Genomic DNA, 17,899 nt, shown 5'->3' with positions numbered 1-17,899 from the left:
CCTACTGGTCATGTGCTCCGGATCGATTCCGGGCACCCTCATTCTGCATGCACGGACGCGCCGGCGGAAGAGCGTCGACGCGCGGCGACGAACAGTCCTCCCGACACCATCATCAGCAGGGCGATCGCGAGCAGGCCCCAGGCCATCTCGGCACCGGTCGTGGCGAGCGGATCGGCCGCCGTCACCTCGACGGTCGCATCGTCCGTCAGTACGGCGTCCTCGGTCTGCTCGCTGAGCGAGGAGACCGTGACGACGTTGGTGACCGAGGGATACGCGGCTTCGCCCACGTTCACCCGCAGCGTGAGGGTGATCTCCTCGTCGACGGCGAGGCCCTCCGCGAGCGTCCAGGTGACGACCTGACCGTCGACCTGCACTCCCTCATCGGGAGATCCGGCGAACGAGAGCCCCGTGGGCAGCGCATCCGTCACGGTGATGGGCCCGGGGTCGGCGGTGGGACCGTCGTTGCGCACGACGATCTCGTACGACCCGGCCTTGCCGACCTGGAATTCCCCGACCGCGGTCTTGCTCACGACCAGGGCGGACATCGGCGGAACCGTCACGACGTCCGACGCACGGTTGTCGTCGGGGGTGCGGTCGGGGTGCTCCTCCGTGATCTCGGCGGCGGAGACATCCGCCACGTTGACGACCTCGGAGTATGCCGCGACGAGCACACGCGTGTTCACACCCAGGACGGATGCCGTCTCGCCCGGCGCGAGGGGCAGCGCGTAGCGCGCGACCACACGGGTCCCGGCCGTCGCGTCCTCCGCATCGACCGGTTCGATGCTCTCGATCGACCAGTCGGTTCCGACCTCGTCGCCGACGACCGTCGTGACCTCGAGCCCGGCGGGCACGACATCGGTCACGACGACATCCGTCGCCTCGGACGGACCGGCGTTGCGGACCTCGAGCGAGAAGGCGAGCTCGTCGCCGATGCGCACGGCCGCGGCGTCGTGGGTCTTCGTGATCGAGAGATCCACCTCGCGAGCGATCGTGAGATCGGCGGAGTCGCCGTCGTTCTCGGGGTTCGAGTCCGGCGTGCCCGACGACACGGATGCCGTGTTGGTGAGCACGGTGTCGTGCGCGATCGACGGGTCGACGGCGGCCTCGAACTCGATCGACGGTGCAGCGGCACCGTTCACGAGTCCCGCGTCCTCCGGCAGCAGCGTGAAGGTCACGGTCTGCGGGTCGGCCTCGTCGGCCTGCGCGGACCACGCCTCGGCGGCGTCGCCGGTCAGCCCGGTGAAGCGGATGCCGGAGGGCAGCGCGTCTGTGACCGTGATCGGCCCGACCGCATCGCTCGGTCCGACGTTCTCGGCCTCGATCCGGTAGCGCACGCTCTCCCCCGCGACCGCGGATGTGATCTCGGCACCCTCGGCGTCGACCGCCGTCTTGACGAGGCCGAGGTCGGCATCCGTGGTGACGTCGATCGCGGCGTCGTCGCTGTCGGAGTGCGGCGAGGTGCTGCGACTGTCGGTCCACGACAGGTTCGCCGTGTTCGTCAGCTCGGAGCCCGTGAGCACGTTCGACTCGATGAGGGCGACGACCGTGATCGTGCTCTCCCCCAGCGGGTGCCCGCGACGGATGCAGCTCTGCGCATCCTCGTCGCATGTCCAGCCCTCGCCCGCGATCGAGACCGGGGTGAGGCCGGTCGGCAGCACGTCGGCGAGGAAGGCGTCCGCGACGGACGGGCCCTCGTTGTCGACCGTGATGGTGTACTCGACCTCGGTGCCGGCGATCCACGGACCATCGGCGACGTCCTTCTGCACCGTCATCTCGGCGAGGGTGACGATGTCGATCTCGGCCTCGCTGTGGTTGTTCACGGGATCGAAGTCGTCGGGACCCGTCACGTCGGCCTCGTTGACCAGCGTCTGCGGGCGGACGTCCGCGGCCACATCGGCCGTGACGACGATCTCGATGGTCGATCCGACCTCGAGCGTCTGCTCCTCGGTCAGCGCGGTCCAGGAGATCGACCGGCCGTTCTCCGAGACCGTGGGGGCTGCGGCGGATGCCTCGGCTCCCGCGATCGAGATGGTCGACGAGGTGTACGTGAGGCCTGCCGGGAGCTGGTCGGCGATCGTGATCGGCGCGCTCGAGTAGCTCGGCCCCTCGTTCGTGACGGTCAGCAGGAATCGCGTCTGCGTTCCCGCGGTCACCTCCGGGGTCTCCCCCTCGGCGACGGCGACGCCCTCGGCATCCAGCGCCTGCTTGAGGATCGCGAGATCCGCGACACGGTCGGAATCCGTCGTGTCGCCGTCGCGCGGTTCGTTGGTGGCGTTGGTCGCCGATGCGGTCGCCCAGTTCTCCACCGCGGAGCCGGGCTCCAGCGACGCATCGACCGTGTAGGTCGCGACGAATGCGCGGGTGTTGTCGCCCGCGGCCGCCGGCACGGTGCCGTCGACGGTGAACGTGTCGTGGCTGTCGGGGCCCGCCACGCGGGTCCAGGTGCCCGTCACGTCATCGACGGATGCGAAGGCGAGCATGCTCGGCACCTCGTCCTCGACGCTGACGTCGCGGGCATCCGCCGGTCCGTTGTTCGTCACGACGACGCGGTAGCTCACCGTCTCGCCGGCGACGACGGCGGGCAGCGGCCCGCCGAACTGCGCGGCATCCTTCCAGACGCCGTCGTCGTTCACGACGCGCGTCTTGGTGATGGCGAGGGTCGTCGCATCCCCCGGGGTGACGGTGACCTCGTCGGTGTCGTTGGACGTGTTCGGGTCGGTCGTCGCACCCGGGGTGACGGTCGCCATGTTGGCGATGTCGCCGTCGTCGGGCGTCCACGATGCGAGCACCGTACCGGTCAGCGAGAGGTCCTGCGCCGGACCGACGGCCAGCTGCGTGCCCGTGAAGGTCCAGGTGATCGTGTCACCGGCGGTGGCGGGCCAGCCGTCGGATGCCGAGGCGGTCCACGCCGTGAGTCCGGCCGACGGGTCGAGCACACCGGTGATCCCCTCCGGGATCGTGTCGGTCACGGTGATCTTCTCGTCGGTCGTCGATGCCGACACCGAGGGGCCGTTGTTGCGCACCTGGATGCTCCACGTGATCGAGCGTCCGGCCGTCACCTCTGCGGTGTTGACGGTCTTCTCGATCGCGAGATCGGCGGCGCTCGAGATGGGCTTCGTGGCCGTGGCCTCGTTGTCCTTCGCGATGTCGGCCGGAGCCTCGTAGGTGCGGCCGGTCACGGCTGCGGTGTTCTCGGCCGTGCCGGTGGCGGGCGCCTGGATCGTGACGTTCGCGACCAGGACGATCCGGTCGGAGCCGTCGGACTTCAGGGTCGTGCCGGTCGTACCGGCGACGAACGGCGATTCGGGCGTACCCAACCCGGTGAGGCTGAGCGCCGAGCCGACGGTGTCGGCGGCACCGCTGTAGTACCGCGCGGTGAAGGCACCGGTGGTCACGCCGTCGGGGAGGGAGGCGTCGTCGGTCACGCGGAACGGACCGTTCGCCGTATCGGGCCCCTGGTTCGTGACCGTGATGCGCCACTGCGGCTGCGTGTACGCGGCGCGACCCTCAGCAGCCGGACGCACGGTGTCGCCGGCGGTCCATGCACCGTCCGCGTCGCCACCGATCGCCTGCTTCACGATCTTCAGATCGGCGCGCGCGATCTGCGCATCGGCCTGAGCGCTCGCGCCGACGTAGATGCCCGTCGCGTTGCGGGTCACGCCCGTCGTGTCCGTCGCCGTTCCCGAGAGGGTGTTGGTGTGGTTGATCGCCAGGCTCGAACCGGCCGTCGTGGTCGCCTCCGCGAGCGGCTTCGCCGAGAAGGTGACCAGAACGGTGCGCTGAGCATCCGTCGATCCCCCCGTCGTGCCGGGGAGGAGCGGGGCCGTGGTCGACGATGCGACGACCCAGGTGAGAACCTGCCGGTCGTTCTCGGTGGTGACCGCCGGTGCGGCCAGGGAGATCGCGGACTGACCGCCGATGCTGATGCGCGGGGTCACCGTCTCGTCGTATCGCCAGTTCCTGGGCAGGGTGTCGACGAGTGTGATCGTCTGCGCCGAGCCCGCACCGGTGTTACGCGCCTGCAGGCTCCACGAGAACGATTCGCCGACGAAGGCCTGCGTTCCGGGGTTCGTGACGCTCTTCTGCAGCTGGATGCTCGGGAAGAGCGGAGTCACGCTCGCGGTGGCGGTGGTGTTGGTGGTCGGGATGGTCGCACCGCCGGGGCGGGTTCCGCCGGGACGATAGATCCAGCCGTCCGTTGCGGCCGACGAGTACTGCGTCACCGCCACCGCGTTGTCGAGCGCGACCGCGCGCAGCGACGCGGAGGCGACGAACGTGCCCTGGTAGACGAGATCGCGGACGTTGCTGCCGCTCGTGTTGCCGAGCGGGCCGGCGAGCGTCCACGTGATCGTGCCACCGCGTCCGTCCTGGATCGCCTGCTCGTCCGAGAACGTCGCCTCGGCGAACGCCGCCTGCGCCGTGTCGATGCGCACACCGGCATCGACGCGATCGGTCACGACGATTCCGTGGGCCGGTGCCGTGCCCGCGCCCGTGGCGTTCGTGACGCGCACGCGGTAGGTGAAGGTCCGGTCGGGGTCGCCGGTCTTGCTCGCGGCGTACGTCGAGTCATCCGCTCCGGCCGTCTTCACGGCCTTCGCGATCGTCACGCTCGGATTGAGCAGGGTCACCGTCGCGGTCGAGGTGGGCGACTTGCGATCGGCGGGGACCGTCGAACCGTCGACGGAGCTCCACGAGAACGTGCCGGTGTTGCTCGGAGCCGCTGCGGTGACGTTCGAGGTCACGCGCGCCTGGAAGGTGACGGTGATGGTGCGGGTGGCAGACCAGGCGGTGATGTCGTCGGGTCCGATGCTCCAGCTGAGAGTACGCCCGTTCAGGGTCGGCGCTCCGATCGTCGGCGCGTTCGGCGCACCGGCCCAGTTCGTCGTCTGCGTGCGCGTGCCCGTGGGCAGGTACTCCACACCGACGGGAAGGAGGTCGGTGAGCACGACGTCGTAGAAGTTGGTGCTCGCCGGGAGCGTGGTCGTGAGCGTGTACGTCACGACATCGCCGACCGGTGCGGTGCCGGGGCTGACGGTCTTGGCGATGGATGCCTCGGGCATCCGCACCGTCGCCGCGCTGACCGCCGCGACCGTGCCGCGACGGTCCGACGTGTCGGTGTCATCGCCCACAGCGAGCGGCAGGGTGTATCCCTTGAGCTCGGCACGGTTGGTGAAGGTCGAACCGCCGCCGGCCCGGGTCTCGACGGTTCCGGTGTAGGTGAGCGTCGGGGCGCCGGTCGGGCCGGTGCCGTTGATCACCGGGATGGTCCACTCGATGAGCGTTCCGGGTCCGGAACCCGGCTGGATGACGTTGCCCGTTCCGATCGCGCAGTCCCCGACGATGCGCGGGTCACCGGCCGTCGCGGAGAGGTTGCTGGGGGTGATCTCCGCCGGGACGCAGTCGAGCACGACGGAATCGTAGAACGAGACGCGGTTGGCGCCGTTCTCGGCCCGGAGCGTGTACGTCACCGTGCCGTCGGCACCGACCGTCGCGGCGGATGCCGTCTTGGTCAGCTTGGGTGCGGGCTCGATGAACTGCACCTGTGCGTTGGCGGTGCGGGTGAGGCGCGAGCCGCCCGTCGCGTTCGGGTCGAGGAAGCTCAGCGTCGCCGTGTTCGTCAGCTGCGTGCCGTTGGCGATCTGCGGTGCGGCGGCGTTCGCCGGAGCGGCATCACGATCCTTCACCCACGCGGTGATCTGCACCCGGAAGGTCTGCGGCTCGGTGCTGCTGTTCGTGTACGTCGACGGGAAGGTGAGCACGCCGTGCGTGTTCCCGACCGTCTCCGCCGTCTGGAACGTGTCGGTGCCGTCCTCGATCGAGAGCTCCTCGCCCGAGGGATCGAAGAAGGTCGCGCTGCCGGGGACGTACTGATAGGTGACACCGGCGCCACCGGTGCTCAGCGAGCCGCCGTCGGAGAGCACGGCACCGCGGATCGTGGTGCGGGCGGGGATCGTCATCGAGTACTCGAAGGTCGCGTGCTCGCCCTGCACGATCTGGTTGGCGGCATTGCGCGTCGACGCGCCGAGGTCGACCTCGCCGTACGGCGTTCCCGTCGTCGGGCCCACCTCCGTCGAGACGAGACTCTTCGCCACGGCGACGTCGGGCAGGTGCACCTCGGCGGTGTCGACCGTGTCGATGTCGGACACCTCGATCTCCCCGGCCTGCGGGGTGCGGTTCGTGAGTTGCTGGCCCCCGGCATCCGCCTGCGGGACGACCGTCGTGGTCTTCGTCGCGGAGTTCTCGATGCCGTAGCTCACGATGCCGGCGGTGTTCACGTAGCTCTGCGTGAGCTGCGCGGGAGCGCCGCCGTCGGCGATGCCGGCGGGCACGGTGAGCGTGTATCCGAGGGAGAGCCCACGCGCGACTGCGGGCTCACCGTCCGCCGCCGGGGTGGACCCGGCGACCGAGGCGCGAACGGTCCATGCGATGATCGACCGGTCGGCGTAGGCGCTGCTCGGTGCGATGCCCCCAGGGATCTCGCCCGGGTCGTAGGCCACGGCATCCACATCCGATGCGGCGACCGGCGACGCGACGCCCCCGTTCGAGAGTTCGGCGGTGAACGAGCCGACGTCGGCCTTCTTCACCCCGGCCGGGAGCACGTCCCACACGACGTAGTCGGTGGTGGGGTTCTGCGGCGCGGTGACGTCGATGCGGTATTCGACGCGATCGTCCTGAACGACCTGGGCCGTGGCCGGGCGCGCACCGAACGTCGGCCCGCTGACGGTCGCGTTGACCGCCCGGATGCCCTTCGTCAGGGTCGAGCCCCAGTCGAGATCGATGCCGGCGTCGTCGCGGAGGAACGACAGTTCTCCGTCGACGTTGACCTGCTGGTACTTCGCCTGATTGCGCGGGTTGTCGACCTCCTCGGGCGAAGCCGACTGCGCCTGGACGTCGGCACGCAGGTAGACCGTGACCGAGCTGCCGGCGGGCATGAAGCGGTCGCCGCTGCCATCGCGGTTCCGGGAGCCGAACTCCCACGTGAGCGACGTCGCGTCCGTGGCCGGCTGGGGGATGTACGCGGTCGGGAATCCGGCCGCATCGATGGCGACCGGGGTCGTGGCGTTCGTGAAGCCGGGGATGCCACGGTAGGTGTAGAGCGCCTCGGAGAAGGCGATGCCCTCGGGCAGGTAGTCGCTGAGCACGGGGTTGCGCGTGTCGATACCCGTCGCGAACGGCACGATGACGCGGTACCACACCGTGTCACCCGGCGAGAACGGCTGCGTCGCCTGCTTGCTCCAGACGGCGTCGGCGTCAGTGGGGTTCTGGCCGCGCTCGAGCACGGTCTTGTCGAGATCCGTGAAGTGCGAGGTGATGAGCGCGGCGGAATCGTCCGAGACGTAGCGGGTTCCCCCGACGCGCTGCGACAGTTCGGGGTCGTTCGCGATCGCCGCGATCGGGTCGGTCTGGGCCGTGACGGTGACGGTGTTGAGGAACCGGTCACCCGAGCTCGTGCCGCCGTTCGCACCGCTGTAGTTGGGACGCTGCATCGCCGAGTAGCGCGCGGTGACGGAGTCTCCTGCCGCGATGTCGTCGACCGAGAAGCGCACGGTGAAGGTGCCGTCCGAACGGGTGTAGTCGATGGAGACGATGGTGAGCTCGTCCGAGATCTCCGCGCCGTTCGCGGTCGTCGGGAAGTTGCAGGCGTCTCCGGGAACCGATGAGTTCCAGCTGCTCTGCGGGACCTCGAGGCCGTCGATCATGAGCGCGACACCGGACGGGTCGCGGGGGAAGGCGGGGCACAGGCCGTTGGGGATCACGTCGGTGAGCACGATGCCGCTGGCGTCGACGTACTCGCTGACGTCGACCTTCACCGAGTAGGTCGCCACCGAGCCGGTTTCGAAGAGGCGACCCGCGTCGACGCTCTTCACGACACGCACGTCGACGGCCTCGATGATCTCGTCATCGTCGTCGGTCGCGGCACGCAGAGCGTCGTTCCCACCCAGGACGACGCCCTGGTAGGTGCCGGCGACCGCGGCGACGTTGCGCATGGTCTGTCCGGAAGCGGGGTTCGATTCGCCGCCGTGGCGCGTCGACGCGCCGGTGTTGTTGTCGAGGTTCGCCGCCTGCGCCCCGCTCTCGGGCGTCGGTGCGGAGCCTTCGGTCCACAGCGCGTTGGCGAAGAGCGGCACGGCCGCGCGGTACTGGATCTGGCGCGTGGCACCCGCGGGCAGGTCGCCGAGCGACCAGGTGATCTTGGTGTACACACCGGCGCCGGGCAGCCCCAGTGCCGCCGCCTGGGCGGCGGAGAGCTGCACGGTGTCGACCGTCTCGCCCGCGGTGACGCCGCCGCGGATCGGACCGGATGCGGGGTACTCGACGCCCACCGTGGTGTTGTCGCCGTTCGCGAGCCCGAGGTACTCGAGTCCGGCGGGAAGGTAGTCGGTGACCGTCACCGCGTCGCTGGCGCCGCGCGTCGTGTTCTCGACACGGAGCGAGTAGGTGGTGACGCTGTCGTGCGCGCCGCGGAGCAGCTCGTCCTCGACACTCGGTTCGGTCTTGACGATACGAAGGGCCTGGACGGGGACGGTGTCGTTCCCGGATGCCGCGGCGGAGGTGTGGTCGACCACCTGGGAGACGCTCGGCGAACCGTCGAACGTGGGGAGACGCGACGGGTCGTTGCTCGTGAACGCGCGGATCGAGAAGGCGACCTCGCCCCCGACCGGGTACACGTCGTCGAGCGGGGCGACGGTGACCGTGGAGGACACCGTTCCGCCCTGGGGCAGATCGTTGACGTTCGACCAGACCCAGACCTGCTGGCCCGTCGGCACGGCGCACAGTGGTCCGGGCGCCGCGGACACGAGTCCGAGATCGGCGCACGACTGCGAAGCGGCGCCGGCCGTGCGGGAGCGGTTGGGAAGGACGTCGCCGGACCGGTAGACGGTCGGAGAACCGAACGCGCCCGCCGAGACGAGGGAGACCGAGTCGGGCACGATGGCGAGCAGACTCAGGTTGAACTGCTTGCCTCCGTCGGCATTCGAGACGGCGACGTCGAAGCCGACGTTCTCGCCGGAGAGGACGAAGTCCTTGCCCGCGGATGCCGGATCGACGTTCTGCACCGAGAGGCTCGGTGCCCAGTCGGCTGCGGTAGCCATCTGCACGCCCGCGCCGACGGCGAAGGCTCCTGCGATCAGGGAGACGACGGCGGTGATGGCCGTCAGTCTCCGGGCGCGATGCTGCTTACCGGCACGCTCGTTCGGACGCATGGTGATACTCCCCTTTATCCCGCGCGCCACTCCCCGGCGCGCAGGCTCTCCCCGACACAGGCAGGCGCGCGCAGATCAGCGGCTCAGGGAAGCTTCGGGTTTCCCTGGCCGCTGCAGCGCCGGTTCGACCTAGGGCTCGAACACATGCCTGCTTCGCCATGCTTTCGCATAGCGGTATTCACACTATCCAACACTTCGTGTTTTATTCAAGTGGATAAGGGGAGGGGTTTGGGATACCGGATTCTCGGGGTTGCGGGGCAACACAAAAGGGGCCGGACCCGAAGGTCCGACCCCTTGTGCAGGAAGCAGATGCTTACTTGATGATCTTCGTGACCGTACCGGCGCCGACGGTGCGTCCACCCTCACGGATGGCGAAGCCGAGGCCCTCTTCCATCGCGATCGGCTGGATCAGCTCGACCGTGACGTCCGTGGTGTCGCCGGGCATGACCATCTCGGTGCCCTCGGGCAGCGTGATGACGCCGGTGACGTCGGTGGTGCGGAAGTAGAACTGCGGGCGGTAGTTCGTGTAGAACGGGTTGTGACGGCCACCCTCGTCCTTCGACAGGATGTACGCGGTGCCCGCGAAGTCGGTGTGCGGCGTGACCGAACCCGGCTTGACGATGACCTGACCGCGCTCGACGTCCTCACGCTTGGTGCCGCGGAGCAGCAGACCACAGTTCTCGCCGGCCCAGGCCTCGTCGAGCTGCTTGTGGAACATCTCGATACCCGTGACCGTGGTCTTGACGGTCGGACGCAGTCCGACGATCTCGACCTCGGAGTTGATGGCCAGGGTGCCACGCTCGGCGCGACCCGTGACGACGGTTCCACGACCGGTGATCGTGAAGACGTCCTCGACGGGCATCAGGAACGGCTTGTCCTTGTCGCGCACCGGGTCGGGCACGTTCTCGTCGACGGCCTCCATGAGGTCGAGGATCGACTGGACCCACTTCTCGTCGCCCTCGAGGGCCTTGAGAGCGGAGACGCGGACGACAGGAGCGTCCTCGGCGAAGCCCTGCGAGGCGAGGAGCTCGGAGACCTCGAGCTCGACGAGCTCCAGGATCTCCTCGTCGTCGACCATGTCGGACTTGTTCAGCGCGACGAGCAGGTACGGAACGCCGACCTGCTTGGCGAGCAGAACGTGCTCACGCGTCTGAGCCATCGGGCCGTCGGTGGCGGCGACCACGAGGATCGCGCCGTCCATCTGAGCCGCACCGGTGATCATGTTCTTGACGTAGTCGGCGTGGCCGGGGGCGTCAACGTGCGCGTAGTGGCGCTTCGGGGTCTCGTACTCGATGTGCGAGATGTTGATGGTGATACCACGCTGGCGCTCTTCCGGCGCCGAGTCGATGGAAGCGAAGTCGCGCTGCACGTTGGTGTCAGACGGGAACTTGTCAGCAAGCACCTTCGAGATCGCTGCGGAGAGCGTGGTCTTGCCGTGGTCAACGTGACCGATGGTTCCGATGTTGACGTGCGGCTTGGTCCGCTCGAACTTGGCCTTAGCCACTGGGTCCTCCTCAGGACGTCGTGTAGAGGATGCCGGGCACTGGATTGCGACCGGTTCTCTACGGGTGTGAATCTCAGTTTAGTAGAGAGGGAATGTGAAGTTGTAGGGGACCTGGGAGCCGGGCCGGAACCCGGCTCCCAGAAGTTGTTACTCGCCCGCGGTCTTCTGGACGATCTCGTCGGCCACGTTGCGGGGAACCTCAGCGTAGCTGTGGAACTCCATCGAGTAGACGGCGCGACCCGAGGTCTTCGAGCGCAGGTCGCCGATGTAGCCGAACATCTCGGACAGCGGCACCTGGGCGCGGACGACCTTGACGCCGGCGGCATCCTCCATCGACTGGATCTGGCCACGACGCGAGTTCAGGTCACCGATGACGTCGCCCATGTACTCCTCGGGAGTACGGACCTCGACGGCCATCAGCGGCTCGAGGAGAGCCGGGCTGGCGCGGCGAGCCGCCTCCTTGAAGCCCATGGAGCCGGCGATCTTGAACGCCATCTCCGAGGAGTCGACGTCGTGCGCGGCACCGTCGACGATGGTCGCCTTGACGCCGACCATCGGGTAGCCCGCGAGGACTCCGACGTTCATGGCGTCCTGGAAACCGGCGTCGATCGATCCGATGTACTCGCGCGGGATGCGGCCACCGGTGACGGCGTTGACGAACTCGTACGTGTTCTCGGAGTCCAGGTCCATCGGCTCGATGGTGAACTGGATCTTCGCGAACTGACCCGAACCACCGGTCTGCTTCTTGTGCGTGTAGTCGTGCTTCTCGACGGCCTTGCGGATCGTCTCGCGGTACGCGACCTGCGGCTTTCCGACGTTGGCCTCGACGTTGAACTCGCGCTTCATGCGGTCGACGAGGATGTCGAGGTGCAGCTCGCCCATGCCCTTGATGGTCGTCTGACCGGTCTCGGGGTTGAGCTCGGTGCGGAAGGTCGGGTCCTCTTCGGCGAGCTTCTGGATGGCGACACCCAGCTTCTCCTGGTCGGCCTTGGTCTTCGGCTCGATGGCGACCTCGATCACGGGCTCCGGGAACGTCATCGACTCGAGGACGACCGGGGAGGCCGGGTCGGTCAGGGTGTCACCGGTGGTGGTGTCCTTCAGGCCGATGACCGCGTAGATGTTGCCCGCCGTGACCGAGGGGACCGGGATCTCCTTGTTGGCGTGCATCTGGAAGATCTTGCCGATGCGCTCCTTCTTGCCCTTGGTCGAGTTGATGACCGCGGAGCCGGACTCGAGCGAACCCGAGTACACGCGCACGTAGGTGAGGCGACCGAAGAACGGGTGCACCGCGACCTTGAACGCCAGAGCAGCGAACGGGTCGTTCGCGTCCGGGTGACGCTCGATGATCGTGTCGTAGTCCTTGGGGTCGTGCGCCTCGATCGAACCCACGTCGAGCGGGTTCGGGAGGAAGTCGACGACCGCGTCGAGCATCGGCTGCACACCGCGGTTCTTGAAGGCCGAACCGCAGAGGACCGGGTAGATCTCCGAGGCGACCGTCATCTTGCGGATGGCGCCCTTGATCTCGGCGACCGTGAGCTCCTCGCCACCGAAGAACTTCTCGAGCAGCGCGTCGTCGCTCTCGGCGACGGTCTCGAGGAGCTGCTGACGGTACGAGTCCGCCTTCTCCTTGAGGTCGGCCGGGATCTCCTGGATCTCGTACGAGGCGCCCATGGTCACATCACCCTTGGCGTCACCCGCCCAGACCAGTGCGCGCATCTCGACGAGGTCGACGACACCGATGAAGTCGCTCTCCGCGCCGATGGGCAGCTGGATGACCAGCGGCTTCGCGCCGAGGCGGTTGATGATGGTGTCGACGGTGAAGTAGAAGTCGGCGCCGAGCTTGTCCATCTTGTTGACGAAGCAGATGCGCGGGACGTTGTACTTGTCGGCCTGACGCCACACGGTCTCGGACTGGGGCTCGACGCCCTCCTTGCCGTCGAAGACGGCGACGGCACCGTCGAGGACGCGGAGCGAGCGCTCCACCTCGACCGTGAAGTCCACGTGACCGGGGGTGTCGATGATGTTGATCTGGTTCTTGTTCCAGTAGCAGGTCACGGCGGCAGACGTGATCGTGATGCCGCGCTCCTTCTCCTGCTCCATCCAGTCGGTGGTCGATGCACCGTCGTGGGTCTCGCCCAGCTTGTGGTTGACACCCGTGTAGAACAGGATGCGCTCAGTCGTGGTGGTCTTGCCAGCATCGATGTGCGCCATGATGCCGATGTTGCGGACCTTGCTCAGGTCGGTGAGCACGTCTTGTGCCACGGGAGTGTCCTTATCTTTCTGGCAGTCGTACTGCGAAGAGGGGGGTGCCCGCTCCCGGCCGGGGCTGGGAGCGGGCGGAGCTGTTTACCAGCGGTAGTGAGCGAACGCGCGGTTCGACTCGGCCATCTTGTGGGTGTCCTCGCGGCGCTTGACCGCGGCTCCCAGGCCGTTCGACGCGTCGAGGATCTCGTTCTGGAGACGCTCGGTCATCGTCTTCTCGCGACGACCCTTGGCGTAGCTGACGAGCCAGCGCAGCGCGAGGGTGTTCGCGCGGTGCGGCTTGACCTCGACCGGCACCTGGTAGGTCGAGCCGCCGACGCGGCGGCTGCGGACCTCGAGGGTCGGGCGGACGTTGTCGAGCGCCTTCTTGAGCGTGGCGACGGCATCCTGACCGTTCTTCGCCTCGACACCGCGGAGGGCGCCGTAGACGATCGACTCGGCCAGCGACTTCTTGCCGTCGACGAGGATCTTGTTCACCAGCGAGGTGACGATCGGAGCGCCGTATACCGGGTCGTTGACGACGGGGCGCTTGGGGGCGGGACCCTTACGAGGCATCTAACTCAACCCTTCTTCGCGCCGTAGCGGGAACGAGCCTGCTTACGGTTCTTGACTGCCTGGGTGTCCAGGGCGCCACGGACGATCTTGTAACGCACACCGGGGAGGTCCTTGACACGACCGCCACGGACGAGCACCAGCGAGTGCTCCTGGAGGTTGTGGCCCTCACCGGGGATGTACGCGGTGACCTCGGTGCCGTTGCGGAGCTTCACACGAGCGACCTTGCGCATCGCCGAGTTCGGCTTCTTCGGGGTGGTGGTGTAGACGCGGGTGCAGACCCCGGCCTGCTGCGGGTTCGACTTGAGCGCCGGTGCCTTGGTCTTGGTGACCTTGGGCGAGCGACCCTTGCGAACCAACTGCTGAATGGTTGGCACGTTCTCTCCTCATAATGCTGCACGGTGACAGCGTGATGGGTTTCACATCATGACCCACCGGCACGCCTGAACAGACGCGCCTTTGGTGTGGTGGGTATGCCGTGGGGGCGGACCGGCCATGGGGCCGGCGCCCAGCGCGCACGTCGAGACGTGCACACACCTGACCAAGTGTAATGGCGCGTAACGTGCCGGTCAAATGGCGGCAAGCGCTTCGGTACGGATGCCGCCGCTAACTCGGGTCCGCGTCGAAGGGCGAGTCGAGCGACTGCGTCAACTCGGCGAGGAGCGCCTCGATCTGCGGCTCGATGTGCTGCGAGATCGCGGCCTGGATCCCCAGGCGGTGGCGCAGCAGCAGACCGCAGATCTCCCGGCCCACCATGTTGGCGTACTCGTCGGCGAGACCGACCTCCTGGCGGAGCGCCACCTTGGCTTCCTCGGTCAGCGGCGGCAGGGGCGGCAGAGCCTCGGTGGCGTCGTCGGCGAGGCCGGCGATCGTGAAGAGGAACGGGGCGCCCGGGACCGGATCGGGGTCGAGCGGCAGTCCGTCGAACTCGGGATCGAGGTCTTCCGAGGGGCGGTAGCTGCGTGCACGATTGCGCGCCGCCTGCTGGTCGAGCTCGCGCTGCAGCATCGGGAGGTTCCGCGCGGTGTAATCGGCGACCGCATGATCGACGATCGTCTTCAACCGCGTCGAGAGGCCGTGCTGCACCCCGTGGGGGACGTTCGCGCCGATCCCCGCGGCCGACAGCAGCGGCGAACCCAAGCACCGACGACAGGGCGCGATGCGACCGCGATGGGTCGCCGGCTCCCAGCGCGGCACCCAGCGCAACCAGGCCTCGACGGCCTGGTCGACCTGCGTCTCCAACGAGCGCTCCACCCCACCAGGGTACGCGCGGCACGGTCGTTCGCGGCGACACGACCGGAAAGCGGCGCGTCATCGCCGGGCGTCACTCCGCGTCGTCGTCGCGTTCCCAGGGCCAGCGCGGATGCCGGGCACGGGTGCGCCGCAGGGCGATCCCCGCCCAGGCACCGATCGCCGCGGCCAGCAGCAGCACGGCACTCGCTCCCCCGCGCACCAGATCGCCGGCGACCGCCGTCGCGAGCAATGCGCTCGAAGCGACGCTCGCCACCGCGATCCAGACCGCGGCCAGATGCACGAGCGCGGTGGCGACCGCGATCACGAGCGCCGAGAAGAACGACGGCCCCGGGCGACGGACCACCGACCACAGCATCAGCGCGAAGGCGAGAACCGCCGCGGCCATACCGCCGATGCCCGGCCACTGACCGAGACCCGGGGTCGCGATGATGTCGGTGTCGGTGAGCACGCTCACCCCGCCGAGGCCGAAGATCGCCAGGGCGAAGAAGCCGATGGTCGCGAAGACCACCGCCAGGACAGGCGAAACCCCCGCGGACTCGGGTCCACGGGGGTTCGGCATCGGCGTGTGCGTCATTACCTCGACAGCGTCGGACCGGCCTCGAGGGTGCGCTCGTACTCGCGCTGCGCCTCGAGGTTGAGCTCGGTCTTGCGGGCACCGCTACGGGCGACCCACGCACCGAACCAGATGGTGAGCTCACGGGCGAACACGAAGGCGACGATCGCCAGCGGAGCGAGGAGCTGGCCGCCGATGAGGTCGGCGCCCTCGGACGCGGTGAGGGTCCAGAACTGCGCCTGGAAGAGCTGGCCGAGGAGGTGACCGCCGTACGCGATCGCGCCGACGATGATGCCGAAGACGACCCAGAGGCCCCAACGACCACGGTTGATGATCGCGCCGAGCAGCCAGAATCCGAGGAAGAAGACGGCGACCGGCACCCAGTAGCCCGCGGTCTGCAGCGGAGCCAGAGCAGCCTGACCGATATTGTTGCCGTCGACGTCGCCCGCGAGCGCGCCCAGCCCGAGCGTGGCACCCAGGTAGAGCACCGCGAAGGCGAGGGTCGCGAGGAGTCCGATCGCGCCGGCCGTGCCGCGGTTGCCGCGATCGCGCGGCGGCTCGGGAGCCTGCACGAAGATCGGCTGCGGGTGCGAGGAAGCAGCGGCGGCGAACGCCGGCTCCGACGGGACGATCGTGGTCTCGGCATCGGCACGAGACGAGTAAGCGGTGTCGGCCACCGTCGGCGTCTCGTCGACGTACGCGGCGGGAGCGGCGATCACCTCGGTGGCCTCGGCCGCCTCGGCACCGTAGGCGGGATCTCGGCGCTCGACCGGAGCCGAGAACGTGCCCGGGTGGTCGCGCTCGGCTGCCTCGAAGGCGGCGAGATCGGGGTCGACGACGGGAGCGGCGGAGCGCTCGGTCGCGGGGGCTGCGGTCGCGGCATCCGTCGTCGCAGCGTCGGGCACGGCGGCACTGGAGGCGTTGTCGCGGGTCGCGGCGTCATGGATCGCGGCGTTGTCGCCGGCGGGCACGTCGGCACCGGCCGCGGCGGCGGCGTCGAGACCCTCGTTCGCGCTGTCGAGGACGTCGTTGACGTCCTTCGGCCGCTCGGGCTGGGGAACCTCGGGGTCACTCATGGGGTGCGCCTCTCATCGGAAGTGTGCAGTGCGAGGGTACCGCCGCCCGCGGACACGCTCCGGGAGGCGTGCCGACGTGTCGGCATTCACCCCTCCGGCGCGTTCGGGAAGCGACGGTCCCGCTCAGGGGAAAATCGATCGCAATGTGTCGCCGGCGAACGCGGCGAGCACGGGCATCATCGGCAGGGAGAGCCAGACCAGCCCGGCGACGACACCGGCGCAGACCACTCCCGCGAACCAGCTCATCGCCAGGTTGCGTCCACCGACTCGTGCCATGCCTTCACGCTACGACCGAAGTATCGGTTGCACGCGGAGCAACGCCGAGGCGCCCGCGTGTCGCCGCGCGGTGGACGCGAGGGGCGCGGGATCCGCACTCTCGGTACACTCCCTGTATGGCTGACAGTTCCTTTGACATCGTCTCGAAAGTGGATCACCAGGAGGCCGAGAACGCCCTGAACCAGGCCCGCAAGGAGATCGAGCAGCGCTACGACTTCAAGGGTGCGGGCGCGTCGATCGCCTGGAGCGGCGAGCAGATCCTCATCATCGCCGGCACCGAGGAGCGCGCGAAGGCCGTGCTCGACGTGTTCCAGTCCAAGCTCATCAAGCGCGGCATCTCGCTCAAGAGCCTCGAGTCGGGCGACCCGTTCGCCAGCGGCAAGGAGTTCCGCATCGTCTCGACGCTCAAGGACGGCATCTCCTCGGAGAACGCGAAGAAGATCAACAAGATCATCCGCGACGAGGGCCCCAAGGGCGTCAAGAGCCAGATCCAGGGCGATGAGCTGCGCGTGCAGTCGAAGAGCCGCGACGACCTGCAGTCGGTCATCGCCCTGCTCAAGGGCTCCGACCTCGACGTCGACCTGCAGTTCATCAACTACCGCTGACCGCGCCGTCACCCGTTCGTGAAGCCCCGCTCCGGCGGGGCTTCACGCGTTTCCGGGGTGCGTCTCGCGGAGATCGAGGGCCCACTCATTGACTGCGAGTGCCGCACCACGGAACTCCTCGACGACCGAGCCGACGTGGGCGAATCCCGCGCGACGGCAGACAGCATTCGATGCGGCGTTGTCGACGCCGGGGAAGGCCACCAGCATCCGCCGCTCCCCCGGGTCGGTCGACGCCTGCGCCTGCGCGATGATCAGCTCGACCGCGCGCGCCGCGATCCCGCGCCCCTGCGCCTCGGGGAGGACGAACCAGCCTGCCTCCCAGGCGTCGGTGTCGCGCCAGCGCACGGGCCAGAAGCCGATCGATCCGACCGGGCTTCCGCGGTCGAGAATGACCGACATATGCGCTTCGCCCGATGCGTTCAGGGGCAGATAACGCGCATGGCGCTCTTCGACCTGGGCGTCGCTTTCGGAGCCGTTCAGGTGCGCCGTCATCGCGGGCGCGTTGGCCCGCTGAAGAAGCGGCAGGTCGCCGGCGCCCCACGGGCGCAGAGTGAGTTCGTCCATCACCGGAGCCTGCCACGGGCCACCGACAGTCGTTCGCCATCAATGCGGAT

The 17,899-nt window shown here is 68.5% G+C and carries 11 protein-coding genes; 1 reads left to right on the top strand and 10 read right to left on the bottom strand.

Annotated elements, in window-relative coordinates:
• Nucleotides 1-38: 38 nt before the first annotated feature.
• From ACIQTT_RS14320 to ACIQTT_RS14280, 9 genes are all read right to left on the bottom strand, one after another.
• Nucleotides 39-9,203 (bottom strand): isopeptide-forming domain-containing fimbrial protein, encoded by a 9,165-nt coding sequence (locus tag ACIQTT_RS14320; RefSeq protein ID WP_402791464.1) that lies wholly within the window; start codon nucleotides 9,201-9,203, stop codon nucleotides 39-41.
• A 313-nt stretch (nucleotides 9,204-9,516) separates the two neighbouring features.
• Entirely contained in the window at nucleotides 9,517-10,707 is a 1,191-nt protein-coding gene (tuf, locus tag ACIQTT_RS14315) for an elongation factor Tu (RefSeq protein WP_042538710.1), read from the bottom strand.
• A 147-nt stretch (nucleotides 10,708-10,854) separates the two neighbouring features.
• Entirely contained in the window at nucleotides 10,855-12,969 is a 2,115-nt protein-coding gene (fusA, locus tag ACIQTT_RS14310) for an elongation factor G (protein ID WP_402791460.1), read from the bottom strand.
• A gap of 84 nt (nucleotides 12,970-13,053) precedes the next feature.
• On the bottom strand, nucleotides 13,054-13,524 hold the full coding sequence (rpsG, locus tag ACIQTT_RS14305; RefSeq protein ID WP_017201608.1) for a 30S ribosomal protein S7: 471 nt from the start codon (nucleotides 13,522-13,524) through the stop codon (nucleotides 13,054-13,056).
• Between the two features lie 5 nt (nucleotides 13,525-13,529).
• Nucleotides 13,530-13,898 (bottom strand): 30S ribosomal protein S12, encoded by a 369-nt coding sequence (rpsL, locus tag ACIQTT_RS14300; protein WP_017201609.1) that lies wholly within the window; start codon nucleotides 13,896-13,898, stop codon nucleotides 13,530-13,532.
• Between the two features lie 229 nt (nucleotides 13,899-14,127).
• Nucleotides 14,128-14,775, bottom strand: a complete 648-nt coding sequence (locus tag ACIQTT_RS14295; RefSeq protein ID WP_402791456.1) for a spermidine/putrescine ABC transporter substrate-binding protein — start codon at nucleotides 14,773-14,775, stop codon at nucleotides 14,128-14,130.
• Nucleotides 14,776-14,845: 70 nt separating this feature from the next.
• The gene (locus ACIQTT_RS14290; protein WP_402791453.1) at nucleotides 14,846-15,349 is read right to left on the bottom strand and encodes a hypothetical protein; all 504 of its coding nucleotides are present in this window, start codon (nucleotides 15,347-15,349) and stop codon (nucleotides 14,846-14,848) included.
• Complete coding sequence (locus ACIQTT_RS14285; RefSeq protein WP_402791450.1) at nucleotides 15,349-16,404, bottom strand: ABC transporter; 1,056 nt, start codon at nucleotides 16,402-16,404, stop codon at nucleotides 15,349-15,351. Before ACIQTT_RS14285 ends, ACIQTT_RS14290 begins: the two co-directional genes overlap by 1 nt.
• Nucleotides 16,405-16,527: 123 nt before the next feature.
• Nucleotides 16,528-16,680: a hypothetical protein gene (locus tag ACIQTT_RS14280; protein WP_402791447.1), complete on the bottom strand. Its 153-nt coding sequence runs from the start codon at nucleotides 16,678-16,680 to the stop codon at nucleotides 16,528-16,530.
• 116 nt (nucleotides 16,681-16,796) lie between these two features.
• Between ACIQTT_RS14280 and ACIQTT_RS14275 the strand changes: the two genes are divergently transcribed.
• The gene (locus ACIQTT_RS14275; protein WP_402791444.1) at nucleotides 16,797-17,285 is read left to right on the top strand and encodes a YajQ family cyclic di-GMP-binding protein; all 489 of its coding nucleotides are present in this window, start codon (nucleotides 16,797-16,799) and stop codon (nucleotides 17,283-17,285) included.
• A 42-nt stretch (nucleotides 17,286-17,327) separates the two neighbouring features.
• Here the strand turns inward: ACIQTT_RS14275 and ACIQTT_RS14270 are convergent, their stop codons facing one another.
• Nucleotides 17,328-17,849 carry a GNAT family N-acetyltransferase gene (locus tag ACIQTT_RS14270; protein WP_402791442.1) on the bottom strand — a complete coding sequence of 174 codons (522 nt, stop codon included), beginning with the start codon at nucleotides 17,847-17,849 and terminating at the stop codon, nucleotides 17,328-17,330.
• Nucleotides 17,850-17,899 lie beyond the last annotated feature (50 nt).

This window comes from Microbacterium sp. NPDC090225 (assembly GCF_044772365.1).
GTDB lineage: Bacteria > Actinomycetota > Actinomycetes > Actinomycetales > Microbacteriaceae > Microbacterium.
Note: the sequence above shows the minus strand (reverse complement) of the source record. Positions and strands in the feature narration are given on the sequence as shown.

Coding starts and splice junctions, on each gene's coding strand:
- ACIQTT_RS14320 (WP_402791464.1), bottom strand. CDS start 9,203: ATGCGTCCGAACGAGCGTGCCGGTAAGCAGCATCGCGCCCGGAGACTG.
- rpsG (WP_017201608.1), bottom strand. CDS start 13,524: ATGCCTCGTAAGGGTCCCGCCCCCAAGCGCCCCGTCGTCAACGACCCG.
- ACIQTT_RS14290 (WP_402791453.1), bottom strand. CDS start 15,349: ATGACGCACACGCCGATGCCGAACCCCCGTGGACCCGAGTCCGCGGGG.
- ACIQTT_RS14285 (WP_402791450.1), bottom strand. CDS start 16,404: ATGAGTGACCCCGAGGTTCCCCAGCCCGAGCGGCCGAAGGACGTCAAC.
- ACIQTT_RS14280 (WP_402791447.1), bottom strand. CDS start 16,680: ATGGCACGAGTCGGTGGACGCAACCTGGCGATGAGCTGGTTCGCGGGA.
- ACIQTT_RS14275 (WP_402791444.1), top strand. CDS start 16,797: ATGGCTGACAGTTCCTTTGACATCGTCTCGAAAGTGGATCACCAGGAG.
- ACIQTT_RS14270 (WP_402791442.1), bottom strand. CDS start 17,849: ATGGACGAACTCACTCTGCGCCCGTGGGGCGCCGGCGACCTGCCGCTT.